Annotated in this window: 24 protein-coding genes; 14 read left to right on the top strand and 10 right to left on the bottom strand. The window is 63.7% G+C overall.

The window, feature by feature from the left end:
- Positions 1 to 150: 150 nt before the first annotated feature.
- Positions 151 to 417 (top strand): hypothetical protein, encoded by a 267-nt coding sequence (locus tag F3J17_RS01320; protein WP_167053039.1) that lies wholly within the window; start codon positions 151 to 153, stop codon positions 415 to 417.
- Between the two features lie 29 nt (positions 418 to 446).
- Positions 447 to 998, top strand: coding sequence for a GNAT family N-acetyltransferase (locus F3J17_RS01315; protein ID WP_167053037.1), 552 nt, complete (start codon positions 447 to 449; stop codon positions 996 to 998).
- Between the two features lie 18 nt (positions 999 to 1,016).
- Here F3J17_RS01315 and F3J17_RS01310 read toward each other — a convergent pair whose 3' ends face one another.
- From F3J17_RS01310 to glnT, 6 genes are all read right to left on the bottom strand, one after another.
- Positions 1,017 to 1,703: a GntR family transcriptional regulator gene (locus F3J17_RS01310; protein ID WP_167053035.1), complete on the bottom strand. Its 687-nt coding sequence runs from the start codon at positions 1,701 to 1,703 to the stop codon at positions 1,017 to 1,019.
- 166 nt (positions 1,704 to 1,869) lie between these two features.
- Positions 1,870 to 3,261, bottom strand: coding sequence for an ammonium transporter (locus F3J17_RS01305; protein ID WP_167053033.1), 1,392 nt, complete (start codon positions 3,259 to 3,261; stop codon positions 1,870 to 1,872).
- 191 nt (positions 3,262 to 3,452) lie between these two features.
- Positions 3,453 to 4,814 (bottom strand): FMN-binding glutamate synthase family protein, encoded by a 1,362-nt coding sequence (locus F3J17_RS01300; RefSeq protein WP_167053031.1) that lies wholly within the window; start codon positions 4,812 to 4,814, stop codon positions 3,453 to 3,455.
- Positions 4,815 to 4,859: 45 nt separating this feature from the next.
- On the bottom strand, positions 4,860 to 5,549 hold the full coding sequence (locus tag F3J17_RS01295) for a protein glxC (protein WP_167053029.1): 690 nt from the start codon (positions 5,547 to 5,549) through the stop codon (positions 4,860 to 4,862).
- The gene (locus F3J17_RS01290) at positions 5,537 to 6,445 is read right to left on the bottom strand and encodes a glutamine amidotransferase family protein (protein WP_167053027.1); all 909 of its coding nucleotides are present in this window, start codon (positions 6,443 to 6,445) and stop codon (positions 5,537 to 5,539) included. Before F3J17_RS01290 ends, F3J17_RS01295 begins: the two co-directional genes overlap by 13 nt.
- Positions 6,446 to 6,456: 11 nt before the next feature.
- A complete protein-coding gene (gene glnT / locus F3J17_RS01285; protein ID WP_167053025.1) occupies positions 6,457 to 7,845 on the bottom strand; it encodes a type III glutamate--ammonia ligase in 1,389 nt (462 codons plus the stop codon).
- Positions 7,846 to 8,106: 261 nt separating this feature from the next.
- Here glnT and F3J17_RS01280 point away from each other — a divergent pair, with 261 nt between their 5' ends.
- Complete coding sequence (locus F3J17_RS01280; protein WP_167053023.1) at positions 8,107 to 8,709, top strand: XRE family transcriptional regulator; 603 nt, start codon at positions 8,107 to 8,109, stop codon at positions 8,707 to 8,709.
- A 221-nt stretch (positions 8,710 to 8,930) separates the two neighbouring features.
- On the opposite strand, the gene hutG is transcribed toward F3J17_RS01280, so the two are convergent.
- Both hutG and F3J17_RS01270 read right to left on the bottom strand, forming a co-directional pair.
- Entirely contained in the window at positions 8,931 to 9,740 is an 810-nt protein-coding gene (hutG, locus tag F3J17_RS01275; RefSeq protein WP_167053021.1) for an N-formylglutamate deformylase, read from the bottom strand.
- A gap of 571 nt (positions 9,741 to 10,311) precedes the next feature.
- Positions 10,312 to 11,277: a LysR family transcriptional regulator gene (locus F3J17_RS01270; RefSeq protein WP_167054393.1), complete on the bottom strand. Its 966-nt coding sequence runs from the start codon at positions 11,275 to 11,277 to the stop codon at positions 10,312 to 10,314.
- Between the two features lie 180 nt (positions 11,278 to 11,457).
- On the opposite strand from F3J17_RS01270, the gene F3J17_RS01265 reads away from it, so the two are divergent.
- The 5 genes from F3J17_RS01265 to F3J17_RS01245 are packed head-to-tail and all read left to right on the top strand — an operon-like array spanning position 11,458 to position 16,705.
- Positions 11,458 to 12,645: an FAD-binding oxidoreductase gene (locus F3J17_RS01265; RefSeq protein ID WP_167053019.1), complete on the top strand. Its 1,188-nt coding sequence runs from the start codon at positions 11,458 to 11,460 to the stop codon at positions 12,643 to 12,645.
- Between the two features lie 22 nt (positions 12,646 to 12,667).
- Positions 12,668 to 13,441 (top strand): electron transfer flavoprotein subunit beta/FixA family protein, encoded by a 774-nt coding sequence (locus F3J17_RS01260; protein WP_205194577.1) that lies wholly within the window; start codon positions 12,668 to 12,670, stop codon positions 13,439 to 13,441.
- Between the two features lie 2 nt (positions 13,442 to 13,443).
- On the top strand, positions 13,444 to 14,394 hold the full coding sequence (locus F3J17_RS01255) for an electron transfer flavoprotein subunit alpha/FixB family protein (protein ID WP_167053018.1): 951 nt from the start codon (positions 13,444 to 13,446) through the stop codon (positions 14,392 to 14,394).
- Entirely contained in the window at positions 14,391 to 15,035 is a 645-nt protein-coding gene (locus F3J17_RS01250; protein WP_167053016.1) for a HutD family protein, read from the top strand. The genes F3J17_RS01255 and F3J17_RS01250 overlap by 4 nt, the downstream gene beginning before the upstream one ends.
- Positions 15,032 to 16,705: an electron transfer flavoprotein-ubiquinone oxidoreductase gene (locus tag F3J17_RS01245; protein WP_167053014.1), complete on the top strand. Its 1,674-nt coding sequence runs from the start codon at positions 15,032 to 15,034 to the stop codon at positions 16,703 to 16,705. The genes F3J17_RS01250 and F3J17_RS01245 overlap by 4 nt, the downstream gene beginning before the upstream one ends.
- A gap of 7 nt (positions 16,706 to 16,712) precedes the next feature.
- On the opposite strand, the gene F3J17_RS01240 is transcribed toward F3J17_RS01245, so the two are convergent.
- Positions 16,713 to 17,189, bottom strand: a complete 477-nt coding sequence (locus F3J17_RS01240) for a VOC family protein (protein ID WP_167053012.1) — start codon at positions 17,187 to 17,189, stop codon at positions 16,713 to 16,715.
- 248 nt (positions 17,190 to 17,437) lie between these two features.
- Here F3J17_RS01240 and bfr point away from each other — a divergent pair, with 248 nt between their 5' ends.
- From bfr to F3J17_RS01220, 4 genes are all read left to right on the top strand, one after another.
- On the top strand, positions 17,438 to 17,914 hold the full coding sequence (gene bfr, locus F3J17_RS01235; protein WP_167053010.1) for a bacterioferritin: 477 nt from the start codon (positions 17,438 to 17,440) through the stop codon (positions 17,912 to 17,914).
- A 135-nt stretch (positions 17,915 to 18,049) separates the two neighbouring features.
- Positions 18,050 to 19,474, top strand: coding sequence for an ATPase domain-containing protein (locus F3J17_RS01230; RefSeq protein ID WP_167053009.1), 1,425 nt, complete (start codon positions 18,050 to 18,052; stop codon positions 19,472 to 19,474).
- A gap of 68 nt (positions 19,475 to 19,542) precedes the next feature.
- On the top strand, positions 19,543 to 19,929 hold the full coding sequence (locus tag F3J17_RS01225; RefSeq protein WP_167053007.1) for a response regulator: 387 nt from the start codon (positions 19,543 to 19,545) through the stop codon (positions 19,927 to 19,929).
- A gap of 150 nt (positions 19,930 to 20,079) precedes the next feature.
- Positions 20,080 to 22,293, top strand: coding sequence for a GAF domain-containing protein (locus tag F3J17_RS01220; RefSeq protein WP_167053005.1), 2,214 nt, complete (start codon positions 20,080 to 20,082; stop codon positions 22,291 to 22,293).
- Between the two features lie 27 nt (positions 22,294 to 22,320).
- On the opposite strand, the gene F3J17_RS01215 is transcribed toward F3J17_RS01220, so the two are convergent.
- Positions 22,321 to 23,214, bottom strand: coding sequence for a LysR family transcriptional regulator (locus F3J17_RS01215; RefSeq protein WP_167054389.1), 894 nt, complete (start codon positions 23,212 to 23,214; stop codon positions 22,321 to 22,323).
- 181 nt (positions 23,215 to 23,395) lie between these two features.
- On the opposite strand from F3J17_RS01215, the gene F3J17_RS01210 reads away from it, so the two are divergent.
- A complete protein-coding gene (locus tag F3J17_RS01210) occupies positions 23,396 to 24,847 on the top strand; it encodes an amidase family protein (RefSeq protein WP_167053003.1) in 1,452 nt (483 codons plus the stop codon).
- Between the two features lie 102 nt (positions 24,848 to 24,949).
- Positions 24,950 to 26,461 (top strand): TIGR00366 family protein, encoded by a 1,512-nt coding sequence (locus tag F3J17_RS01205; RefSeq protein ID WP_167053001.1) that lies wholly within the window; start codon positions 24,950 to 24,952, stop codon positions 26,459 to 26,461.
- Positions 26,462 to 26,485: the final 24 nt, after the last annotated feature.

Here is a 26,485-nt window from a genome sequence, read left to right as displayed (position 1 = left end):
TCGGTCAGCATGATCCGCGATATTTTTGTCGGCCAACGGGGATCGAGTCACAGCGGCCCGCGCGCTCACAAGGTCAACAGAAAATGCGCGCCTCGCGTAACATCGCGACCATTGTCAGGATTCACCACGCGCCCAGCCGCGCCGCATACCATGTTCGCTCTCATCGCCACCGTTGCCCTGCTCATCATGATCTACGTTCATGCGAGCATCCCGCGCTTTACCGACACGCGCCGCAAGCGCTTTATCGCACATGCCGTGTTGCTGCTGGTTGGGCTGGCGTTCGGCACGATCTCGGCCATGTTGTCCGGGACCATTGCGCCGCCGTGGGTGGTGATTTTCGGCGGCATGGGCGTGGTCCACGTGCCCGCGCTGTGTGTGCTCGTGCTCAAGCGCGTCAGGCACGAAGGCCAAAGCTGATTTCGTCTCACGTTCAAGAACAACACAACATGTTCGAACCCGTCTCGCTCTCCACCGCGCGTCTACGCATCCGCGCGCTTCGTCATGACGACGCGCCCGCGCTTTTCACGATCTGGTCCGACGCCGAAGCTATGCGCTACTTCTCGTTTGCGCCGATGCGTCATGTCGACGAAGCGCATGCGCGCATCGCAAGCACGCTCAAACCTTCGTCGGCCGGCAAGGATCTGGTCTGCACTGTCGAGGCGCGCGACTCGGGCGAGGTGCTGGGCACCTGCGATCTGTTTCATCTGCACGCGCAATGCCGCCGCGCGGAAATCGGCTTCAGCCTGCAACGTCAGCACTGGGGCAAGGGCTTGATGAGCGAGGCGGCGGCGGCCGTTGTCGATCACGCCTTCGACACGGTGAAACTCAATCGCATCGAAGCCGATATCGATCCGCGCAACGTCGCCTCGGCGCGCGTGCTGGAACGGCTCGGGTTCCAGCGCGAAGGCTTGCTGCGCGAGCGCTGGATCGTCGGCGAAGAAGTCACCGATAGCGCGCTTTATGGTCTGTTACGCAGCGACCGCCGTGTACGCGGCTGATAGGGGCCGCGCGCACCATCAAGCTTCGGCGTCGCTTTCGTCGAGCCCGGCCAGCGCCGCCATCGCCAGTTCCGCGGTGCGGCGGATGTGCGCCGACGAAGCCGCCGCCGCCGCATCGCCGTCATGGCGCTCAATGGCGTCGAGCATCGCGTTCATCTCGCGGTTCGATTCATTGCTGCGTCCAGGCGTGGCGATGGTGAGCGCGCGCAGCCGGTTGATGCGCGCATTGAGCGTCTTCACGACGCCCAGCGATACGCTCTTGCCGGCGCCTTCGAACAGGGCGTCGTAGAAGCGTTCGGTGTAATCGAGCACACGGGGCAGGTCCTGATCGACAAAGGCCGCCTCGATCACCGCGCGCAATTCGCGCAGTTCCTTCACCAGTTCCGGCGTCGAGTGTTCGGCGCAGGCGCGCGCTGCGTGCGCTTCAAGCAGGCCGCGCAGTTCGTAGATTTCGCCCACCTGCTGCGGATCGAGGCGCGCGACCACCGGCCCCTGACGGCCGACGGTCTCCACGAGCCCTTCGGTTTCCAGATGGCGCAACACTTCGCGCACCACCGTGCGGCTCACGCCGAGTTCGTCGCACAGCGTGCGCTCGACGAGACGCGCGCCAGGACGGAAGTAACCCTGCACGATCGCACCGCGCAACTTGTCGAGCGTGAGTTCGCGCAGGGTCTTGGCATTACGGTCGATTTTCAGGTCGGACATGGACGGCGGCAGGCTGGTAGGAGTTAGCAAAAACGATGGCACAATCCATCGGCGGCAGACGCGCGCAGCGCCCGCCTGCTCATGGCATGCCATATTATGCCTTCTCCCGCCCTGCCGCCCAACCGCGCGCGAGCGCGGCGGCCGCCGTGGCCGATTCATTTGCCCGTTACGCGTGATACGCCGTCTCGCCATGCGAGCTGACGTCGAGGCCTTCGCGCTCGCCTTCCTGATCCACGCGCAGGCCAAACACCTTGTCGACCAGCTTGAACGCCACGAACGACACCACCGCCGACCACACCAGCGACGTGCCCACGCCCCAGCATTGCGCGATCATCTGGCTGGCCATGTCGTAGTCGCCCACCTTGTTGGCCACGTAGTCATAGACGCCCGTGCCGCCCAGTCGCGGCGAAGCGAACACGCCCGTGAGCAGCGCCCCCGCAATCCCGCCGATGCAATGCACGCCAAACACATCGAGCGAATCGTCCACGCCCAGCATGCGCTTGAGGCCGTTGACGCCCCAGTAGCACAGCGCACCCGCCACCAGCCCCATGACGATCGCGCCCATCGGCCCGACAAAGCCGCAAGCGGGCGTGATGACGACGAGCCCCGCAATCGCGCCCGAGACCGCACCGAGCATCGACGGCTTGCCCTTGAACGCCCACTCCACGAAGGTCCACGCCACAGTAGCGGCACAGGTTGCCAGCAACGTCGTGACGAAGGCCAGCGTGGCCGCGCCGTTCGCCTCCAGGTTCGAGCCGACATTGAAGCCAAACCAGCCCACCCACAGCAGCGAACCGCCCACCATCGTCATCGTCAGGTTATGCGGCGCCATGTGCTCGCGCCCATACCCCGTGCGTTTGCCGATCAGGATCGCGCCCACCAGCGCCGCGATGCCTGCATTGATATGCACGACCGTGCCGCCCGCGAAATCGAGCGCGCCCTTCTGGAACAGAAAGCCCGCCGTCGCGTTGGCCTTGTCTGCTGCCGCTGCGCTGGTATAGGCGTCGGGACCGGGCCAGTACCACACCATATGCGCGATCGGCAGATACGAGAACGTGAACCACAGCACCATGAAGGCAAGCACAGCCGAGAACTTCGCGCGCTCCGCAATCCCGCCGATGATGAGCGCAGGCGTAATGGCCGCGAACGTCAGCTGGAACGACACGTAGATATATTCCGGAATCACCACGCCCTTGCTGAAGGTAGAGGCGGTGGTGTCGGGCGTCACGCCCGCGAGAAACAGCTTGGAAAAGCCGCCGAAGAACGCATTGCCTTCGGTGAACGCGACGCTGTAGCCATACACGGCCCACAGCACGCCCAGCAGACAGAAGATCACCAGCGTCTGCATCAGCACGGACAACATGTTTTTCGCGCGCACCATGCCGCCGTAAAAGAGGCCCAGCCCAGGTGCGGCCATCATCACGACCAGCAGCGTCGCGACGATCATCCACGCCGTATCGCCCTTGTTCGGCACCGGCGCGGCTGCGCCTTGCGCCCACGCGGGCAGCGCAAGCACCAGCGCACTGATCAGTGCGAGTAGTTTGCTCAAGCTCTTCATTGCACGATCCTGTAGAAAGGCCTCGGGCAGCGCCGCGACGGCCTGGTGTGGTGGACTGCTTCGAATGATTGGTGCGCGCATCGCCTTGAAAAAAGCGTGAGCGATGCGCGCGTAGCGGCCTTGAGAGCAGCGGCCTCTTTTCTATCACGCCGATTTACTACGGACTGCTTTTCAAAATAAATCGAAAGGCATCAACGCGTCAGGCCGGGAATCCACGACGTGCCCGCCAGCGGCACACGCGCCATCGCCGCGGCTTCCACGGTGAGCGCCACGAGATCTTCGGGCTCCAGGTGATGCACGTTCTGCTTGCCGCAGGCGCGGGCGATGGTGGTGAGTTCCATCGTCAGCGTCTTGAGGTAGTTGCGCACACGGCGCGCCCCCTCTTCTGGCTCCAGACGCTTTTCGAGCACCGCGTCCTGCGTCGTCACGCCGACCGGACACTTGCCCGTATGGCAGTGGTGACAGAAGCCGGGCGCGGTGTTGAGCGCCGCGTAATCCGCCACCGCCGAATGCAGCGCGCCGTTCTGGAAATAGCTTTCGCTATTGCAGCCCAACGCCATCAGCACGCCCTGACCGATCGCCACCGCGTCCGCGCCCAGCGCCAGCGCCTTCGCCACATCCGCGCCCGTGCGAACGCCGCCCGACACGATCAGTTGCACCTTGCCCTTCATATTCAGGTCTTCGAGCGCATCAACGGCCTGGCGCACCGCTGCCAGCGTGGGAATGCCCACGTTGTCGATAAAGCAGCTCTGCGTGGCGGCCGTGCCGCCCTGCATGCCGTCGATCACCACCACGTCCGCGCCCGCGTGCACCGCCAGCTTGACGTCGTTGAACGTGCGCGTGGCGGCGACCTTCACGTAGATCGGTTTCTCCCAGTCGGTGATTTCGCGCAGCTCCTGGATCTTGATCGCCAGATCGTCGGGGCCGGTCCAGTCGGGGTGACGGCTCGCCGAGCGTTGATCGACGCCCGCCGGCAGCGTGCGCATCGACGCCACGCGCGGATTCACCTTCTGCCCCAGCAGCATGCCGCCGCCGCCCGGTTTCGCGCCCTGACCGATCACGACTTCGATGGCATCGGCGCGGCGCACATCGTCGGGATTGAAGCCGTAGCGCGACGGCAGGCACTGGTAAACAAGGGTCTTCGACGACTGGCGCTCTTCCTGCGTCATGCCGCCGTCGCCCGTGGTGGTGGACGTACCCGCCGCCGTGGCGGCGCGGCCCAGCGCTTCCTTCACGTTGGCCGACAGCGCGCCGAAGCTCATGCCCGCGATCGTCACGGGCGTGTCGAGCACGATCGGCTTCTTCGCGAAGCGCGTGCCGAGAATCGTCTGCGAGCTGCATTTCTCGCGATAGCCTTCGAGTGGATAACGCGAAAGCGATGCGCCCAGAAACAGCAGATCGTCGAAATGCGGCACCGTCTTCTTCGAGCCGAGACCGCGGATTTCATAGAGGCCGCGCTGCGCGGCGGTGTGGATGTAATCGATGGTCTTGCGGTCGAAGGTGCTGGACTCTTCCTGTTGCAGACGCGCGAAATGAACCGGTTTGGTTTCCATGGGGACCTTCTCGATCTATGAGGTTCAGCGAGGTTCAGCGGGTTTTCAATATTCCTGGTCCGCGTCGGCGTTCCAGTGGTAGAGCGTGCGGGCCGAGGCGATACGGCGGAAATGCGCTGGATCGTGGTCGAGACCGGCGGCGTCGAGCAGTTCGCGCACAGCAGTGATGTCCGCATCGGTCATCGGCTCGAATTGCGCGTCCGCGCCCAGCGACTTCACTGCGCCTTTCACGTAGAGCACCGCTTCGTATAGCGAATCACCGAGTGCGTCGCCCGCATCGCCGCAGATCACCATGCGACCGGCCTGCGCCATGAAGGCCGAAAAACTGCCAACCGATCCGCCCACCACGATGTTGCCGCCCTTGAGCGAAATGCCGCAGCGCAGACCCGCGTCGCCGTCGATCACCAGCAGCCCGCCGTGCGCCGATGCGCCCGCGCCATTCGACGCAAAACCGCGCACGTGCACCTTGCCGCTCATCATGTTCTCGCCCACGCCGGTCCCGGCGCTGCCTTCGATCACGATGGTCGCGTGCTTGTTCATGCCGCCCGCGTAATAGCCCGCGTGACCTTCGACGCGCACCTGCACGTCCGCGTCCACGCCAACTGCGATGTTGTGCGCGCCGTTAGGCGACGTCACGCTGATTTGCTGGCCTTGCAGTGCGCTGGCATCGCCATGCAGGTACTGGTTCAGTTCCCGCACGCCCTGTTTTTCCAGATCGAAAATCACGCCTTCCATACGTACATCTCCTCGGGTGCGGGTTCGAAAACCTTTGCGTTGCGAATGTCGGGCAGATGCGCGAGCGAGCGGAACTCGGAAGCGATCGCCACGTAGTCGTCGTTTTCGGCCACGACAGCCGGCTTGCAGGCGAACGGATCGCGGATCAACGCGAGTTCGTTCGACGTGCCCATCAGGAAGGTGTAAAAACCATCGAGTTCCTCGAAGCCCTTTTGCAGCGCATCGGGCAACGCGTCGCCTTCGCGCAGACGCCATTCGAGAAAGCGGCACGCGGCTTCGGTGTCGTTGTCCGTATCGAAGCGAATGCCCAGCGGCTCCAGCTTGCGGCGCACGCCATAGGGATTCGACAGCGAGCCGTTGTGCACGAGACAGAAGTCCTCGCCCGCCGTGAACGGATGCGCGCGATCGGGCGTGACCGCCGATTCCGTCGCCATGCGCGTATGACCGACCAGATGCGAGCCCTTGAGCTTCGAAAAGTCATATCGCTCTGCAACTTCGGCGGGCGAGCCGATGTCCTTGTACAGATCGATCGAACGGCCCGTGGAAAGCAGGTAGAGCTTCGGATACGTCTCGTTGATCCACGCCTTCACTTTTTCCGCGCTGCCTTGCAGCGTGAGCACGGCGTGATTCGATTTCGCGTCGATGCGCGCGGTCACGTCCATCGCGCTATTGAGCTTGTCGAGCAGCGACTGCCACGGGAACTGCGCGCCTTCGTCGGTGAAACCCGAGTACAGGCTCAGTTTTCGCTGGCTCGCATCGAGTTCCTTGCCGAATACGGCTAGGCCAGCCGAATCGGGACCACGCTCGGTCATGCCGATGAGCATCGGCACCATCAGTTCGCCAAGCCGCTCGCGTAGCGCCGGCGTTTTCACCAGCAAGCCTACGATTCCGCACATAAACGTTCTCCTTAGAAAAATTCGAGGTAGCTCTTGAGTTCCCAGTCGGAAACATGACGCATGTATTCGAGCCATTCCATGCGCTTGAGCTTGATGAATTCCTGCGCGACGGGACCGAGCGCTTCGCAGATCAGCGTGTCCGCTTCGAGCGCGTCGAGCGCCTGTTCGAGGTTCTGCGGCAGCACCGTAATGCCGTGTTCCGCGAGCTTTTCGCTCGACCACTGGTAGAGGTTTTCGTTGGACGGCGCGCCCGGATCGAGATCGCTATCGATGCCGTCCAGGCCCGCCGCGATGACGGCGGCGGTGGCCAGATAGGGATTGCACGCGCCGTCGGGCAGACGCAGTTCGATGCGCTCGCCCGGCATGCGAACCATCGTCGAGCGGTTGTTGTCGCCATAGCTCACGTAAGCGGGCGCCCACGTAGCGCCCGTGAGCGAGCGGCCCACGACAAGGCGCTTATACGAGTTGACCGTGGGATTGCACAGCGCCGTGAGCGCAGGCGCATGCTTGAGCAGACCCGCCGTGAACTGATAGCCGAGCTTCGACAGCCCCATGCCCAGCGCGTCGCTCGTATCGGCGAACAGATTGCGCTTGCCGTCGCCGATCGAAATGTGCATATGCATGCCGTTGCCGGGACGGTTCGCAAACGGCTTCGGCATGAACGAGCAGATCATGCCCAGATCGTTGGCGATCTCGGAGGCGGCCATCTTGAAGAACACGTAGTGATCGCAGGACGTCAGGCAATCGGTGTACGTGTAATTGATTTCGAACTGACCGTTGGCGTCCTCGTGATCGATCTGATAAACGTCGATACCCACCGCGCGCATCGATTCGGTCAGGCGTTCGAGGAACACGCGCGTGCGCGACAGACCCTTGTAGTCGTAGCAGGGCTTGGCGAGCGTATCGCTCGGATCGCACGGTTCCAGCGTGCCGGAAGCCGAGCGGCGCAGCAGCGAGAATTCCGGTTCCAGGCCCGTAAACAAGGTCCAGCCGCGTGCATCGAGCCGCGCGGTCTGACGCTTGAGCGTCACACGCGAATCGTAGCCCCAGGCCTCGCCATCGACATGACCGTCGCAGACAATGCGCGCGACGCCCGGTTGCCAGGGCACCGGCGTGAGCGTGGAAAGATCGCCGACGGCCATGTAATCGGGACCATTCGGCTCGATGCCCACGCCCCAGATCGCGAAGCCCGCGAAACCGGCGCCGGCCTTGAGCACGCTTTTCAGATGCGCGAGCGGCACCGACTTGGCCTTGGCGACACCGTGAATATCGACGAACTGCGCCAATACATATTTCACGCCCTGCTGGCTAAGCCAGCTTTGCGCGTCCTCGGCCGAGTCAAAGCGCGGCACGCCGGCTGGCTCGTTGAGCGGCAGCTTGCCCGCATCGTTCAGATTCATCGCTACTCCTTGCAACAACTGCATTGGCGGTTGAAAGAGGCCGCGCGCCGGGCGCACGGCAGTTACGCTGCTTCAGACCTGACCGCCATTGCGGGGACGCCGGCTGATATCAGGTACTCCGATTTCTGGAACTGCTTTTCCTGTCATGCAACAATGCTTCCTGCGGTTAAACCTCTGGCGCGCGCGAAGTCGTGGTCGCCACGAGCCGGACCGCCCTACCTGGCAACCTGCAACCTGGCAACCCTTGCGCCGAGACCGACCATGCAAATCGCGGACGACAACAAAACCCCACTCGAACGCTACCTGGGCGCAACCTTGCGCGAACTGCGACTACGCCACGGCCTGACCATCGCGCAGGTTGCGGACCAGGCCGGCATCAGCCGCGGCATGCTCTCGAAAATCGAGAACGCGCAGACCTCGACCGGGCTCGACGTCCTGAACCGTATTGCGCAGACGCTGGGCGTATCGCTTTCCACGCTGTTTCGCCACTTCGACGTGCCGCAGGGCGGCGCACAACTCGTCAAGAAGGGCACTGGCATGGAGGTTGTACGCAAAGGCACCAAACGCGGCCACACCTACCATCTGCTCGCTTACGACCAGGGCCCGCGCAAAGCCTTCGAACCCTTCCTCATCACCATGGAAGACGAAGCGGAACGCTTCCCCACCTTCGAGCATCCGGGCACCGAATTCATCCACATGCTCAAAGGGGTACTCGAATACCGCCACGGCCAGCACACCTACGTTCTGCATCCAGGCGACACGCTCACCTTCCAGGCCGACATTCCTCACGGCCCCGAGCGCCTCATCAAGACACCGATTCAATTCCTGTCGATCTTCATTTATCCGCCGGGCAGCGCGGAGTGAAGTTCACGGGTCTCTCTTATGCAACCTCTGTGCCATGTTTATCTGCGTGAATCAAAATTTCCTGTAGATAAACATCTGGCGCGTCGTTCGGGGTTGGGATTGAGCTGGATCCTGTTTGTGGGGCGCGGTTCCTTGCCTGCGAACGGTGCGCGCCATTCCTGCCTGCGGCGCGTCTTTGCACTGAAACGGGACGGGTGCTTACGCTTCAGTATCAGAAGCGCTTATGCAAGCGTTGGGGCGAGTTTCTCTATTGCTTCGAGCGCTGCGCTGAGCATGCTGCGCAAGGTGGGCTGGATGGCTTCGGCTTTTTCGCTCTGATAGTCGAATGGCGCGGCTTCGTTCATATAGGTCGATTGGCACATCTCCAGCTGGATTGCGTGGATGCCGTTTGATGGCGCGCCAAAGCTGCGCGTGATGTAGCCGCCTTTAAATCTGCCGTTGGCAATTCCGGTGTAGGGGCTGGCGCTCATGGCAGCGATGGCGGCTTGCTGGACTTCTGGCGCGCAAGTGCGGCCGTCCTGGGTGCCTAGATTGAGGTCGGGCAGTTTGTTGTCGAAGAGGCGCGGCAAGATGCTGGCGATCGAGTGGGCCTCCCAGAGCAGCACGTTTGTGTGGCGCTTGCGCAGGCGGGTTAGTTCGGCGCTTAGTGCTGTGTGGTAGGGCTGCCAGTATTGCGCTACGCGCTCGGCGCGCTCTGTTTCGTTGGGGGCGCAGGCGGGTTTGTAGAGCGGTTGCCCGCGGAAGGTTTCTGTGGGGCATAGGCCTGTTGTTGTCTGGCCTGGGTAGAGGCTTTCGTCGTTCGGAGGGCGGTTTAGGTCGATGACGTAGCGGGAGATTTTTGCGCCTATTAGCGTGGCGTTCAGGGCTCGCGCGAAGGCGTATAGGCGGTCTAGGTGCCAGTCTGTGTCGGCTAGTTTTAGTGCTTCTTCTGTGTAGAGGTGCTGGAGATTTGCCGGGATTTGAGTGCCTAAATGGGGGATCGAAATTACTAGTGGCGCTGTGCCGCGTTCTAGTGTGTATAGGTCGGTCATTTTTCGGTTACTCCTCGGGTTTGGTTTGTTGTTGGCATTTCCTTGTGAGCGTGTCGGTCTATTAGTGTTGCCCCTGTGCGGGGCGGCACTTACTTTCTTTGCCGCGGCAAAGAAAGTAAGCAAAGAAAGCCGCTCACACCGCCAATGTGACGCAGTCCACCACTCGCCCATCAACAGAGTGGTGACTGGGCATTGCTCGCACCTCGCGCCATAAAACGAAATGACAAAGGACTCATTCATCCCGTTGCTCGCTACGCTCACAACGGTTGGGTGCGCGAGGGAAGACGCAAACCAACGGTTTTGGTTTTGGCTATGCCCCTCGGGGCGCTTGCGCCCCCGGATGTGCGGGCGTTTCCACTCTGTTATTGGGCGCGTGGTGCGGGCGCTGCCCGGGCGCCACTTTGTTTTATAGGCTGTGGGTGTACCGCGAAGCACTGGCGGTGTGAGCGGCTTTCTTTGCTTATCTTTCTTTGCCGCGGCAAAGAAAGTAAGTGCCGCCCCGCACAGGGGCAACGCTAATAGACCGACACGAATTCAAGGAAATGCCAACAATCAAAAAAACAAAAACAAACTACAAAATCGCATCCTCATCCAACCGCGGCAAAGCCTTAAAAAGCGCCGGCCGAATAGTCCCATCAATAACCCGCCGCGTAAGCGCCACAATTTCCTGCCCAAACGCATCCCACTCCCCCTGCCGATGCAGCAAGAAAAAATCACGCCGCCCAAGGCGCCCGGACGGCAAAGGCAGCACCGCAACATCAGCCAGATAGTGCCGCGCCTGCCACAAACAAAGCGGCGTAGAAATAGCAAACCCAAGCCGCGCAGCGACAAGACTCAAAAGCGGATCCGTAGCATCGAACTCATACCGCCGCGGACTATTAATCCCCAAATGGCGCGCATACCGCTCAACTTGTTGCCCAATAACAGACCGCGCCGTATACCGGATCAAAGGCAGCTCAAGCGCCAAAGTCCGCCAATCGACATTACGCCGCTCCGCGAGCCACCCCTTCGACACCACCACCACAAACGCCTCAGAAAAAATCGGCACTTCCACAATCCGCGCATCGTTAAGCGTAGTCTGCGTACACACCGCCAGATCCAGCTCGCGATCGTGCAACTGCTTGCTCAGCCCCGGCGTCAAGCCGGACCACAAGGCAATCTGCCGCGCCGACCCAGATACCGCCCGGATCAACTCCGGCCCAACGGTCGCCGCAAACGAATCGACACAGCCCAGCCGCACCGGCAAGGTGCCCGCATTCGACGCATCGCCAATGCGCGTACTCACCATCTGCGCATGCTCCAGCAACGGCGCCGCCAGTTCCAGCAACGCCCGCCCCGCAATATTGGGCCGCGGCGGCCGGCTTTCGCGGTCGAATAGCGTCACGCCCTGATCGCGTTCGAGCGCGGCAATCGCCTGGCTCACCGCGCTCTGGCTCACGCCCAGCTGCTTCGCCGCGCCCGTCATCGAGCCGGTTTCACATACCGCCAGAAAAGCCTGCAAGGCATTCAAATCGATAGGGGCCTGCGTGCGTCTCATGTCGACTCCAAAAATATCCGGCAATACACGCACCGCACTGGGCCACATCATGCCGCGCCCTGCGCCGTTCGCGCCGACGATGAGCAATCGCGCTCATCGTCCATAAGTTTGCCTAATACAAAAAAGCGTGGCGCAACGCCGACCCACAATGCGTTCCATCGTCCACCCACAGGGGGCCTCATGAGCCACTATGACTATGTCGTGATCGGCGCCGGCGTAATCGGCACGTCCGTTGCCCACCATCTCGCCGCGCTCGGCGCGAAAAACGTGCTCGTCGTCGATCAGGGCACGATCGGCGCCGGCACCACCTCGCAGTCCTCCGGGCTGCTGCGCACCCATTATTCGGTGCGCCAGAATGTCGAACTCGCCCGCGCCTCCTGGTGGGCATTCAACAATTTCGCCGATTACCTCGGCGACGACGAGGCCTCCTGCGGTCTCGTCAAGTGCGGCTATATGATCGCCGCGCCCGAAGGCGACAAGCTCGATCCGCTCGCGGCCTCGTTGCGCGCGCAACAGGATATGGGGATCGAGGTGCAATTGCTCGACCGCACGGAGGCTCAAGCGCGCCTGCCCATCGCCACCTTCGACGACGCCGCGTTGATCGGTTTCGAACCCGAAGCCGGTTTCGCCGATGCCTACCTGGTCGCGACGAGCTTTGCACGCTCGGCGCGCCGCCGCGGCGTCAAGATCATGGAAAACACGCGCGTCACCGGCGTGATCCGCGAAGGCCGTCGCGTGGTGGGCGTCGAAACCACGGCGGGACGCTTTAGCTGCGGCACGCTCATCAGTACGCAAAACATCTGGACGCCGGAACTGGCGCAATGGATCGGCGTGGATCTGCCCGTCAAGCCCGAACGCCATACCGTACTCGCGCTCGAATGCGACGCCGCGCCCTATACCTTTGCGATGCCCGCGTTCAAGGACCTGGGCTCGGCGGGCATGCTGTATTTCCGCAGCTACGGCGGCGCGCAGATGCTGGTGTCGGAAGGCGTGGTCGGCGATACGCTCAATGCGCCCGAAACCGAACAGGGCGACATCTCGCTCGACTATGTGGCCGAAGTAGGCGCGCAGGTGGCCGAACACTTCCCCGCCTACGAAACGGCGGGACTCGCTTCGTCCTGGACCGGCGTGTACGACGTCACGCCCGACTGGAACCCCGTGCTCGGCAGCGTCGCCGATGTGGAAGGGCTGACCGTGGGCTTCGGTTTTTCGGGCCACGGTTTCAAGCTCTCGCCTGGCATCGGCAAGCTGCTCGCGCAACATGCGCTCGGCCTGCCGACCGATGTTTCGCTCGACCCATATGCACTCTCTCGCTTCGCCAGCGGTGCGCTTCTGACCGGCAAGTACGGTCTGGGCGCGGTGTCCTGAAGTCAGACGCAAAGGAAACAACATGACTATCCGCATTCTCGTTCCCGTCAAACGCGTGGTCGATCCGAACGTGCGCGTGCGCCTGAGCGCCGCCGGCGCGATCGATACCGCCGGGCTGAAGATGTCGCTCAATCCCTTCGACGAATGCGCGCTCGAAAAGGCGCTGCAACTCAAGGAAGCGGGCGTGGCCGCGCACGTCACCGTGCTGACCTGCGGGCTGCCCACGCATCAGGACGTGCTGCGCACCGCGCTCGCCATGGGCGCCGACGACGCCGTGCTGATCGACACCGGCGCGGCCACGGCCACGCTCGATTCGCTGGCCGTGGCGCGTCTGATCGCGGCCCACATGCGCGATGCCGATTACGGCCTTGTGCTGTGCGGCAAGCAGGCCATCGACGGCGATATCGGCGGCGTGGCGGCGATGCTCGCAGCGCTGCTGGGCTGGCCGCAGGCGCTCAATGCGAGTGCGCTCGACGCCGTGGAAGGCGGTTGGCGTGTGAGTTGCGGCGACGACGCGGGCACCTCCACCTGGCAACTCGACGGTCCCGCCGTCATCAGCGCCGATCTGCGCCTGGCCGAGCCGCGCCGCGTGACGTTGCCGAGCATCGTCAAGGCGAAACAGAAGCCGCTCGCCGTGCTTGAGGCGGGTGTGACCGGCACATCGCTCGACGCGCAGAGCAGCGTCATCGCGCTCAACGATCCGCCGGTGCGCGAAGCGGGCGTCAAGGTGGACGGCGTTGGCGCGCTGCTGGATGCGCTGGCCGCTCAACGTGTATTCGAAACCGCAGGAGCATGACGATGAGAACGCTGGTTCTGGCCGATGGTGAAGTGGGCGCGCATGGCGTGCTTTCCGATGCAACGTTGCGCGTGATCGGCGCGGCGATCTCTTTGGCACATCCTGTCGATCTGCTGGTATTCGATGCGGCAAGTGCGGCGGCTGCCGCGCAGACAAGCGGCGTGGCGCGCGTGTTAAGCGCGTCGGCAGGCGATGCCGATACGCTCGCGCCGGAAACGGTGGCGGCGCAATTACAGGCGTTGACGCCTCAGTATTCGACGATCCTCGCGCCGCATCGCGCACGCGGTCGCGCCGCATTGCCGCGCGCGGCGGCGCTCACGGGCGGCGCATTTTTCGCCGATGTCATCGGCCTGCGCGAAGGCGCGCAATTCCTGCGCGGTCTCTATGCGGGCAGCGTGATCGCAACCGTTGCTAGCGCAAGCGGCTGCACGTTCGCCACGGTGCGCCCCACGTCGTTCGCGCCCGTCGCCGCCGAAGGCGGCACAGCGGAAATAATCGCGCTCGCGCCACTAGAACCGTTCACGCGTACCCGGCTGATCGAGCGCCGCGCCGCCGAACAAAGCGGCCAGGATCTGGGTAGCGCGCGCGTGGTGATCGCGGGCGGTCGCGGCCTCGCCTCGCCCGACAACATGACGCGCCTGGGCCATCTGGCCGATACGCTGGGCGCGGCGCTCGGCGCTTCGCGCGCCGCTGTCGATGCAGGATATGCGCCCAATGCCGCGCAGGTCGGACAAACCGGCCGCAGCGTCGCGCCCGATGTCTATGTGGCGTTCGGCATCTCGGGCGCGATCCAGCATCTCGCAGGGATGAAGGACTCCAAGTTCATCGTCGCCGTGAATAAAGATCCGGATGCGCCGATTTTCTCGGTCGCCGATGTGGGCCTCGTGGGCGATCTGTTCGATGTGGTCGGCGCGCTGGAAACGCGTGCGGCCATCCGGGAGTCCCGCGCATGAACGCCCGCCAGCCCGCCACGTCGCCCGACGCCGTCCATGCCATCGACGCCACAGCGGCAGTGCGCTTCATCGACAGCACGCGTCTTGCGCCCGAACCGTGGGCGAACGGCGGCGGCGTGACGCGCACGCTTGCGCGCGGTCCCGAACAGGGCGGCGCGCAAGCATGGCGCGTGAGCATCGCCACGCTCGACGGCGCGGCTAAGTTCTCGCAGTTCCCGGGCTACGATCGCACGCTGCTGCCCATCGACGACGGGCTGATCGACCTGCGTTCGCAGGACGGCCAGTTGCTCGCGCGGGCGGGTCAGCCGGTGCATTTCTCCGGCGATCTGCATGTGTGGGTGAATCTGCCCGCACGGCCCGTGAATGTGCTCAATGTCATGTGCAAACGCGGCGCGGCCCGTGCGCGCGTGAGCGTCGCCGCGCATTCGATGCACGTGACGCCAGCGGCGACGCATCTGCTGGTGAGTCTCGCCGGGCAATGGAGCGTCGAGAGCACACTGCTGCGCGGCGTGACGCTGCCGCCGCTGCACGCGCTGTGGATCAGCGGGCGACCCGAGGAACTCGCGCTGCGGCCGTCCGGACCGGGCGCGCAACTGGCGTCGATTGCCATCGAAACATTGTCGGGAGAGGCGAGCCGATGACGACGCAAGCGCTCATCGAGCAATACGGCCCACGCGAGTCGATGGAATACGACGTCGTGGTTGTCGGTGGCGGCCCGGCCGGGCTGTCGGCGGCGATCCGCCTGAAACAGCTGGCTGCCGAAAAAGGCGCCGACATTGGCGTGTGCGTGCTGGAAAAAGGCTCTGAAATCGGGGCACATATCCTCTCGGGCGCCGTCATGGACCCGCGCGCGCTCGACGAACTCTTTCCCGACTGGAAAGAGCAAGGCGCGCCGCTGAACGTCCCCGTGACGGAAGACAAGTTCCTGTTTCTGTCGGAAACGGGCGCTAAGTCCGTGCCCAACTGGGCGCTGCCGGACAACTTCAAGAACCACGGCAACTACGTCATCAGTCTCGCCAACGTGACGCGCTGGCTCGGTCAACAGGCCGAGGCGCTGGGCGTCGAGATTTTCCCGGGCTTCCCCGCTGCGGAAGTGCTCTACAACGACGACGGCTCGGTCAAGGGCGTCGCGACGGGCAACATGGGCGTCGGCAAGGATGGCGAGCCGACCGAGAATTTCCAGCTCGGCATGGAACTGCACGCGAAGTACACGCTCTTTTGCGAAGGCGCGCGCGGGCATCTCGGCCGTCAACTGAACGAAAAATTCAAGCTGGGCAAGGACGCCGATCCGCAGGTCTACGGTATCGGCATCAAGGAACTGTGGGAAATCGATCCGGCGAAGCATAAGCCGGGTCTGGTGATCCACACGGCCGGCTGGCCGCTGGAGAGCGACACCTACGGCGGCTCGTTCCTGTATCACATCGACAACAACCAGGTGATGGTCGGTTTTGTCGTCGGCCTGGCTTATACGAATCCGTATCTGTCGCCGTTCGAGGAATTCCAGCGTTACAAGACGCACCCGGAAATCCGCAAGTATCTGGAAGGCGGCAAGCGTGTGTCGTATGGCGCGCGCGCGATCACGGCAGGCGGACTGATGTCGCTGCCGAAACTCGCATTCCCGGGCGGCGCGCTCGTCGGCGACGATGCGGGCTTCCTGAACGCCTCGCGTATCAAGGGCAGCCATGCGGCGATCAAGACCGGCATGCTGGCTGCGGAAGCGGCGTTCGACGCGGTTCAGGCTGGTCGTCAGAGCGATGAACTGACGGCCTATCCGGAAGGCTTCAAGAAGTCGTGGCTGCACGAAGAACTGTACAAGGCGCGCAACTTCAAGCAGTGGATGAGCAAGGGCCTGTACCTCGGCACGCTGATGGTCGGCATCGAGCAGAAGCTGCTGGGCGGCAACGTGCCCTGGACGCTGCACCACCAGCATCGCGACAACGAAATGCTCAAGCCCGCGTCGCAATGCAAGCCGATCGAGTATCCGAAGCCCGACGGCAAGCTCACGTTCGACCGCCTCTCTTCCGTGTTCATCTCGAACACGAATCACGAAGAGAATCAGCCCGCGCATTTGACGCTGAAAAACGCCGATGTACCGGTCGGCATCAATCTGCTGACCTACGCGGGTCCGGAAGCGCGCTTCTGTCCGGCAGGCGTCTACGAATTCGTCAAAGAAGACTCAAACGCCGACCGCCTGCAGATCAACGCGCAAAACTGCGTGCACTGCAAGACCTGCGACATCAAGGACCCGACGCAGAACATCGTCTGGGTCACGCCCGAAGGCGGCGGCGGTCCGAACTATCCAAACATGTGAGCCGCGGCTATTTCCCGGCTGCCGCCCGCTCGATACCCGCGATATCGATTTTCTTCATCTGCATCATCGCTTCCATCGCGCGGCGGCCCACTGCCTTATCGGCGCTATTCACGAGTTCGAGAAGACGCTTTGGCGTGATCTGCCACGCGAAGCCCCAGCGGTCCTTGCACCAGCCGCATGCGACTTCCGCACCGCCATTGCCGACGATTGCATTCCAGTAACGGTCGGTTTCCTCCTGGCTGTCGGTCAGCACCATAAAGCTGACCGCTTCGTTCGGCTTGTGGTTCGGTCCGCCATTCAGGCCTACGAAGCGTTTTCCCAGAACCGTAAATTCCACCGTTAATTCGTCGCCCTGCCCGATGCCTTCGATCGGCGAGACGTTTTTCGCGTCGATGTGACTATCGGGAAAGGTTGCCGCGTAAAACTCCGCCGCTTCGCGCGCGCGGCCTTCGTCGAACCACAGACAGGTCACCAGTTCAGCCATCGTTCTCTCCCAGCAGAAAAAACCGCGTTCAGGCGAACGATCATAGCCCGAACCACGAAAGGCCCCCGCAAGGTGCGTCGCCCTTGCTAAGGGACTGGACCGATTAAATCTGCGCACGCAATGAGAAAAAAGAATGCATCTCGTTGCCACTCCCGTTCATGCACGGCGCGCGATGAGTGTCTATCCTCTCTCTATGCATCTCACCGCCCCCACGCCAAAGATCTGAAAAATCGATCTGGAGAGAGTTCATGCAATCCGATCCCAAAGTCATCGCCCTTCTCAACGCCGAGCTGAAGAACGAACTCACGGCGATTAACCAGTATTTCCTGCACGCGCGCCTCTACAAGCACTGGGGCCTCAATGCGCTGGGAAAACATGAGTATGACGAATCGATCGAAGAGATGAAGCACGCCGACAAGATCATTGAGCGCATTCTCATGCTCGACGGCCTGCCGAATCTCCAGGATCTGAGCAAGCTGCTGGTGGGCGAAGATGTCAAGGAAGCGCTCGAATGCGATCTGAAGCTCGAACGCATCGCCCAGGCGCAGTGCAAGGAAGCCATCGTCTATTGCGAATCGGTGCGCGATTTCGTTTCTCGCGAGATTTTCGTCGAGATTCTCGACGACACCGAAGATCACATCGACTGGCTGGAAACACAGCTCGGCCTGATCGACAAAGTCGGCCTGCAGAACTATCAGCAATCAAGCATGGGCTCGCTCAGCTGAAGCCACGCAGGCCTGCGTGGGCTTGAGCAGTCGCCATGAGCTGGCCCTTTGCCGCATAATGCAGGTTCGCGCCGCCACGGCGCGCGCGATCCTGCCGGATATCCGGCCATCCTCTTCGACGAATCCCTTCACGCGATGCATCAGACTCTGACGCGCTTGCACAGCGATGTACCCGGGCTCGACCCGATTCTGGGCGGCGGCCTCATCTCCGGGTCCGCGTATATTCTTCAGGGGCGGCCCGGCGCCGGCAAAACCATTCTTGCCAACCAGATTGCTTTCGCCCAGGCGAAGCAGGGCGGCAAGGTGCTCTACATCACGCTGCTGGCCGAATCGCACGACCGCCTGTTCCAGTCGCTCTCGGCGCTTGCGTTTTACAACGCGGAGCTGGTCGGCAGCGACGTCACCTATCTGAGCCTCTTTCGCACGCTGCGCGTCGACGGTCTGAGCGCGCTGGTCGATCTGCTGCGCAAGGAAATGGCGCGCCAGGGCACCACGATGCTGATTCTCGACGGCCTGCTCAATGCGCGCGAAAGCACGCACAGCTCGCTCGACGTGAAGGCTTTCGTGGCGGAACTGCAAGGCCACGCCGCATTCAGCGGCTGCACCGTGCTGTTCCTCACCAGCGCGCGCATCGACGAATCCAGCCCGGAACACACCATGGTCGACGGCGTGCTGCAGCTCGAAGAGGAGCTGTTCGGCTCGCGCACGGTGCGCCGCATGCGGGTGTCGAAGTCGCGCGGCAGCGCCTCGCTCGGCGGCCTGCATCACTACGAGATCAGCGATGCGGGCGTCACGGTGTTTCCGCGCCTCGAATCGCTGTATGGCCGCCCGGTGGGGCAGGATCACGCGCCCAGCGAGCGCGTTTCCTCCGGCGTCGACGAGCTCGATGTGCGCATCAAGGGCGGTTTGCCCGCCTTCTCGGCCACCGCGGTGGTGGGGCCGGGCGGCAGCGGAAAGACCAGTTTCGGCCTGAATTTCCTGCGTCTGGCCACGCCCGAGGACCCCGCGCTGCACTTCGGTTTCTACGAAACGCCCGCGCGTCTGGCCAGCAAGGCAGCGGCGCTCGGCATCGATATGGACGCCCTGGTGGCCAGCGGCGCCTTGACGGTGCTGTGGAATCCGCTCACTGAAAACGTCATCGACAGCCTCGCGTATCAGCTGCTCGACGCGGTTCGGGCACGCAAAGTGCGGAAGCTCGTCATCGACGGTCTCGCCGGGTTCGAGCGGGCGAGCGTCGATAGCCACCGGTTCACGGAATTTCTGGCCGCGCTCACCAACCAGTTGCGCGTCATGGACGTGACGACTGTCTGCACATGGGAGACGAAGGAATTGAGCGCGACGACGATGAACACCGCTTCGCCCGAGGCGCTGAGCCTGTTCGACAACGTCATCGGCATGCAGCTCGAAGAGGCTGACGACGCGCTGTATCAGGGGATGAAGGTGATCAAGATCCGGGACAGCGCGTTTGCGCCAGCGCTGACCAAGCTCATCATTCCAGACGCTACCTCGGTATTGATCAGGGACGCCAGCGCAGCAGTTTCCGACAAACCATCCCTCTGAAAGCAGTCGCCGCCGCAGGTTTTGAGTGAGCCTACAAGGCTCGCGGCAGGCAACGAGAGTGAGCCGGAATGACGACCATCGTTGTAGTCGACGACGAAACCCTGATAACCGATTTTCTCGCCTTCTTCCTGGAGGACGCGGGCTATATCGTGCATGTCGCCCGTAACGGCGTGGATGGCCTCGACCTGATCGGGCGCGTCGTGCCCGACGCCGTCATCACGGATTACATGATGCCGGCCATGTCGGGGCTGGAACTGGCGCGTGCGCTCAAGGCCAACGCCGCCCTCGCCCATATCCCCGTGATCCTGTCGAGCGCGGCGCTGGGCGCCTCGGCACGCGCGCAACCTGCGCTGTTCGCCGCCATCCTCGACAAACCCTATCCCGCGCGCAAGCTGCTGCAGACGCTCAGCACCCTGCTGGGCCGCCCCGCCGGCGTGGACGACGGCGAGCAATAACGCCGCCTCGCCGCGCCTGCGGGCTGTCCAGCACGTGATTCGCAGAAAACAGTCCGCAAACGAACTGGCAAACCGCACCGGCTTCACGGACAATACGCGGAACATTACGGCAGGCCTTCCACCGGAACACAGCGCGGACCTCATCACGAAGTGGACAAGCCCGAAATCAACGAAATCGTCGCGAACTGCGACAGCGAGCCCATTCATCTGCTGGGCCGCATCCAGCCGCACGGTGCGCTGCTGTGCTTCGACGCCGAAGGCCGCCTGATCGCGCGCAGCGTCAATGCGCTCGCGTGGCTGGGCGCGGTGCCCGAGATCGGTGAAGCGATCACCGACGCCCATCTGAGCCCGCTGTCGCGCCAGACCATCCGCGCCGCCCTCGCCGACCGCGAAATGACGAGCGAGAGCGTTGAATGCAAGGGCGTGACCGGCGAGCGTTTCGATCTGATCATGCACTGGTCGGGCGACACCCTCGTAGTGGAATTCGAGCAGATCAGCCTGAAGTCGCCCGCCGCCACCCAGTTCGCCCTGTTCGCCCAGCGCGCCATCCAGCGCCTGCAGGCCGCGCGCCACGACGACGTGCCGCAACTGCTGCAGGCCGCCGCTGAAGCGATCCGCTCGATGACGGGCTTCGACCGCGTGATGGGCTACCGCTTCATGGCCGACGGCAGCGGCGAAGTGATCGCCGAAGCCAAACGCGACGATCTCACGCCCTACCTCCAGCAGCGTTACCCCGCCAGCGACATCCCGCAGCAGGCGCGCCGCCTCTACGTGCTCAACCCGATCCGCCAGATTGCCGACGTCAACGCGCAGGCCGTGGCGATCGAACCGGCCGTGCATCCGCAAACGGGCGTGCCGTTCGACCTGAGCCATTCAGTGCTGCGCAGCGTCTCGCCGATTCACCTCGAATATCTGCGCAATATGGGCGTGGCCGCCTCCATGAGCGTGTCGATCGTGCGTGACGGGCAACTCTGGGGGCTGTTCGCCTGCCATCACATGTCGCCTTATCGCGCCTCGCATGCGGTGCGGTTGTCATCGACCGTGCTGACCCAGGTGGTGTCGATCCTGATCGCGCAGATCGAAGCGCAGCATCGCGCCGAAGCCGACCGCCGCATTCACGAACTGCGCACGCGCATCGCGGGCGAACTCGCGCAGGCCGAATCGCCGCTCGCGGGGCTGGTGCGCGCCGCGCCGGAGATTGCCGCGCTGGTGGATTGCGAGGCCGTGGCGCTGGTGGTGGACAACGAAGTGGTGATGCGCGGCAAGCCCACCACGGCGAGCCGCGAAACGCTCCTTGAACTCGCGCAGCACGTCGCCAACAAGCGCGTCGATCAGTTCGCCAGCGCGTGCGTGGGCGAAACGCTGCCGCAGGACATCGCGCAAGGACTGGCCGACGGCCGCGTGGCGGGCTGTCTGGCGATCCAGATGCTTGGCGACAGCCGCATCACCATCGTCTGGCTACGCGACGAACTGGTGGAAACCATCCACTGGGCCGGACCGCCCGACAAAGTCGTGGCGCAAGGGCCGAACGGGCCGCGCCTCACGCCGCGCGGCTCCTTCGAAGTCTGGAAGCAGACCGTCACGGGCCGCAGCCGCGACTGGACCGAATTCGATCAACTCGCCGCACGCGAACTGCGCTCGATCCTGCAGGAAATCGCCCTGGTGCAGATGCGCGAATCCGAACGCGCGCGGACCACGCTGCTGGCCACGCTCGGCCACGATCTGCGCGATCCGATCCAGACCATCAACATGGCGATGCTGCTGATGGGCCGTGGCCTCGCTTCGGGCAACGACACCGTCAAGCGCGTGGAAGGCTCGACGCGGCGCATGCAGTCGCTGATCGGCTATATCCTCGACGTGAGCCGCATCCGCTCCGGCATGGGCCTGGGGCTCAAGCGCGTCGATGTGGGGCTGCGCGAACTGCTGGAGTCGGTTTCGGAACAGACGCGTCTCGCGCATCCGGGCATGGCGCTGGACATGCAGATTGCCGGCGATCTGGGCGAAGCGCATATCGACCCCGACCGTCTTGCCCAGGCGATCACGAATCTACTGGGCAACGCACGCAAGCACGGCGACACGCGCGCGCCGGTTACGCTCACCGCAACGCTCGCGCATGGCGATCCGTCGATCGAGATTCGCAACCGGCTGCTGGAAAGGCCTGCCGTGCCGTTCGAGCGTCTGCTCGATCCGTTCAAGAGCGGCTCGCTCGACAATCCCGCCAATCGTGGTGGTCTGGGGCTTGGGCTGTATATCGCGCAGGCGATCGTCAAGGGTCATGACGGCACGCTCACGGGCCGCTTTACCGACGACGAGGCGATTATTCGTATCGTGCTGCCGCGAGAAAGCGCGGATGCGCAGGAGTAGTCAGGACGATGGTTGCGCGCGCAAGCTTCACGTCGCGCTGTCTGGCGACCAGATGCGCCTGAGCGTATCCAGAACAGCCTGAATCGCGGGATCTTCGTCGCGGCCTTCGGGCCAGGCGAACACCAGTTGCGTCGTGCATGCGTGTTCGCCGAAGCACACCACCTCGCCCGCCGCACCCGCCTCCTGCGCCAGCGCCTCGCGCAGCAATCCCACGCCTACGCCTGCCGCTACCAGCGAGCGCATCAGCTGCTCGTGATCGGCTTCGACCGTTTCGATGGGTTTGATGCCCGCTCCGTCCAGGATCTCGTCGAGCAGTTCGCGGTGCCCGCTGCGCGCCGCCATGCGGATCCACGGCAGCGTGCTCAACTGATCGAGCGACGCGCTCTCGAAGCGATCCGCCCAGACCGCCGGCACGACGAGGCGAAAGGTCATGTGATCGAGCACCAGCGTGCGTACGTTCGGCAGCGCGCGCTTGCTCACCAGCATCGCGCAGTCGATTTCGGCGCTGCGCAGCGCATCGAGCAGCCAGCTCGTCCGTCCCACCTGCAAGTCGATCTTGAGCCCCGGATGCGCGGCCACCATCTCGCCGAGCAAGGCGCCCACACGTAACACCGCAGGATCGAGCATGACGATGCCGATACGCAGGCGTCCATCGATCTGCCCGCGCAGCGCGCGCGCCGCATGCACGAAGTCGCCGAAACTTTCGATTGCCTGCTCGGCTCTTGCGAGCAGCGCTTCACCGCTTTGCGTCAGCACGACCGATGAGGTCGTGCGCGACAGCAGCCGCACGCCGATCTCTTCCTCCAGGCTGCGCAGTTGCGCGCTCACCGCCGGCTGCGTGACGTGCAGCGCCTCCGCGGCCTTGGTCACGCTCGCCAGACGCGCCACCGTCACGAAGGTGCGCAGTTGCCGGATGTCCATATGCACGGCCCTCGCCGCTCAGAAAGCGGGCTTATGAACTTCATCGCGAGAAGTGATTTCCCCGCGTTCGAGGCGCTGATTATTCTTGATCGAAACCGCGCGGGCAACTGGACAAACTCCCAGGACAGTGCGCCGGACGACGCCCGCATCCCTTCCAGTCATGTACGAGGAGCAGGAGACAATGAGCACGATCGACACGATTCAGCGACCCGACACCGCCGCCGACGCGCTTTGCGCGCTCAGCGCGAGCGCCGCCGTGGCGCTGCTGAAGAAACGCGAAATCTCGCCGCTCGATCTGGTCGATGCCGCTATTGCGCGCATCGAGCGCGTCGATCCAGTCGTCAACGCCTTGCCGATCCGCCGCTTCGAGGCGGCCCGCGCCGAAGCCAGGGATTTCCCGAAAGCCGATCCGCAGACGGCCGCCTCGCCCGGTTGGCTCGCCGGGCTGCCCATCGCCGTGAAGGATTACAACGACGTGGCCGGCCTGCCAACAACCTACGGCTCGCCGATTTACGCAGCCAATGTGGCGGCGCGCTCCGACCTCACGGTCGCGAGACTGCAGCGTCAGGGCGCGATTGCAGTGGCCAAATCGAATGTGCCCGAATTTGCCGGCGCGAATACGTTCAACACGGTGTTCGGCGCGACGCGCAACCCCTGGAACCCGCAACTCACGGTGGGCGGGTCATCTGGCGGTTCCGCCGCCGCGCTCGCCGCAGGCATGGTGTGGCTCGCCACCGGCAACGATCTGGGCGGCAGTCTGCGCATCCCCGCGAGCTATTGCGGCGTGGTGGGCATGCGGCCGAGCGTCGGACGCGTGCCGCGTCCCGTTTCGGTGATGCCCTACGATCCGCTGTGGGTCGAAGGGCCCATGGGCCGCTGTGTCGCAGATGTCGCGCTGATGCTCGACGCCCAGGCGCATTTCGACGCGCGCGATCCGCTTTCGTGGCCGCGGCCGCCCGTGCCTTTCGTTGAAGCGGTACGCCATCCGCGCGCACCGGCGCGCGTGGGCTTTACACCCGATCTCGGGATTGGCCGGGTGCAAGCCGAAGTCGCGCGGATCTGTCGCGATGCCACCCAGCGCTTCGCGACGCTCGGAGCAACAGTCGACGACGCCTGCCCGGATTTCAGCGGCGGCTTCGAGGCATTCCAGACTTTGCGCGCGAATCTCGTTGCGGCGGTGCGCGGGCCGCTGCTCGACACGCAGCGCGAGCGCATCTGCCCGGAGATCATCTGGAACATCGAAAAGGGTTTGCAACAGGACGGCACGGCAATCGCACGCGCGGAAAGACTGCGTGGCGAACTGTTCAACCGTGTGGCCGCATTCTTCGGCGAATACGACGTGCTGGCCTGCCCGACGGTCGCGCTCGCGCCTTATCCGGTCGAGCAGCGCTTTCCGCAGGAAATCGACGGGACGCCGCTCGACTCCTATATCGACTGGATGTACCTCACCTTCGTGCTCACGCTGACGGGCTGCCCGGCGATCTCCGTGCCGGTCGGGCTCACCGCCGATGGCCGCCCGGTCGGTTTGCAATTGCTGGGCCGCCCGCGCGGCGATTTTGAACTGCTCGGCGCGGCGCAACTGCTCGAATCGGCGCTCGACATGGCCGCTCAGGTTCCGCGCGCGCCGGGCTGAAGCATTTCGAACTGCGCATCGTTACATCGTTGCATGTCGCCTCCGGCTTCACAGCCGGCGGACGCTCAAGCCGTACAGCCGTATTCCGTCTGGAGAATCGCCATGTCTGCCCCAATCGATCGTGCGCTTGCGCGCGATGAGCATGCCGAACGTGTCGCCACCGATGTTTTCAGTCGCGCCCATCATGATTCGGATGACGAATCAATTAACCAGGCACCGCTGCTCGAACGGCTTGCGCTGCGCGTCACCGCATGGTGCGAAAAGTGGTATCCCGATGCGTATGTGTTTGTGGCGTTCACGGTACTAGTCGTGGCGCTCGGTGCGATGGCAATGGGCGCTTCGCCGCGTGCGGTGTCGGTGGCTTTCGGCAACGGCTTCTGGAGCCTGATTCCGTTCACGATGCAAATGGCGATGGTGGCGATCAGCGGCTATGTCATCGCGAGTTCGCCGCCGGTCGCACGGCTCGTCACGCGCGCTGCGCAGGTGCCCAGGCATGGCCGCGCCGCTGTGGCCTATGTCGCGTTTATCAGCGTACTGACTTCGCTGCTGCACTGGGCAATCAGCCTCGTGTTCGCGGGCCTGCTGGTGCGCGAACTGGCGCGCCGCACGGACCTGCGCATGGACTACCGCGCAGCGGGCGCGGCGGCCTATCTAGGTATCGGCGCGACATGGGCGCTTGGGCTCAGTTCGTCGGCGGCGCAGTTACAGGCGAATGCCGCCAGCATTCCCGCCGCCTTGCTGCCAATCACCGGCGTGATTCCATTCAGCGAGACGCTGTTCCTGTGGCAAAGCCTCGCCATCGCGGCGGCGCTGGTCATCAGTTCGACGCTGATCGCCTGGTGGACCGCGCCCGCCGCCGGACGCGCGAAAACCGCCCACGATCTGGGCATCCCGCTCGCCGCGATCGAAAACACGTTGCCGCCGCGCGAACGTCCCGGCGAATTCCTCGAATACAGTCCGGCGCTCACGCTCGTGCTCGTGGCGCTGGGCGCAGGCTGGCTCTGGAACGAGTTCGCCACACATAGCTGGCTGGCGGCCATTTCCGGACTTAACACGTACAACCTGCTGTTCCTGCTCGCGGGCATGCTGCTGCACTGGCGGCCGCGCAGTTTCCTGCAAGCCGTTTCGCGCGCCGTCCCGGCGACGGCGGGCGTGCTGATCCAGTTTCCGCTCTATGGCGCGATTGCCGGCATGCTCACCGGCGCGCGCGGTGCATCGGGCGAAACGCTGAGTCATCTGCTGTCGACGTTCTTCGTCAGCATCGCCTCGACGCATACCTATGCGTTGCTGATGGGCGTGTATTCGTCGGTACTGGGCTTTTTCGTGCCGTCGGGCGGCGGCAAATGGATCATCGAAGCGCCCTATGTCATGGAGGCGGCGAACCGGCTTCATGTGCACGCGGGCTGGGCCGTGCAGATCTACAACGCCGCCGAGGCGCTCCCCAATCTCATCAACCCGTTCTGGATGCTGCCGCTGCTCGGCATACTCGGGCTCAAGGCGCGCGATCTGGTGGGATTCACGTTTGCGCAGTTTCTTTGCAGCATGGCTATCGTCCTCACGCTGCTTTCCGTGCTCGCGCCCACGCTGGTTTGGCATGCGCCGGTGCTGCACTGAACGACGCGCCGTATGGCGAGACGT

The sequence above is a fragment of the Burkholderia sp. Ax-1719 genome (genome assembly GCF_011753055.1).
In the GTDB taxonomy this organism is placed as follows: domain Bacteria; phylum Pseudomonadota; class Gammaproteobacteria; order Burkholderiales; family Burkholderiaceae; genus Paraburkholderia.
Note: the sequence above shows the minus strand (reverse complement) of the source record. Positions and strands in the feature narration are given on the sequence as shown.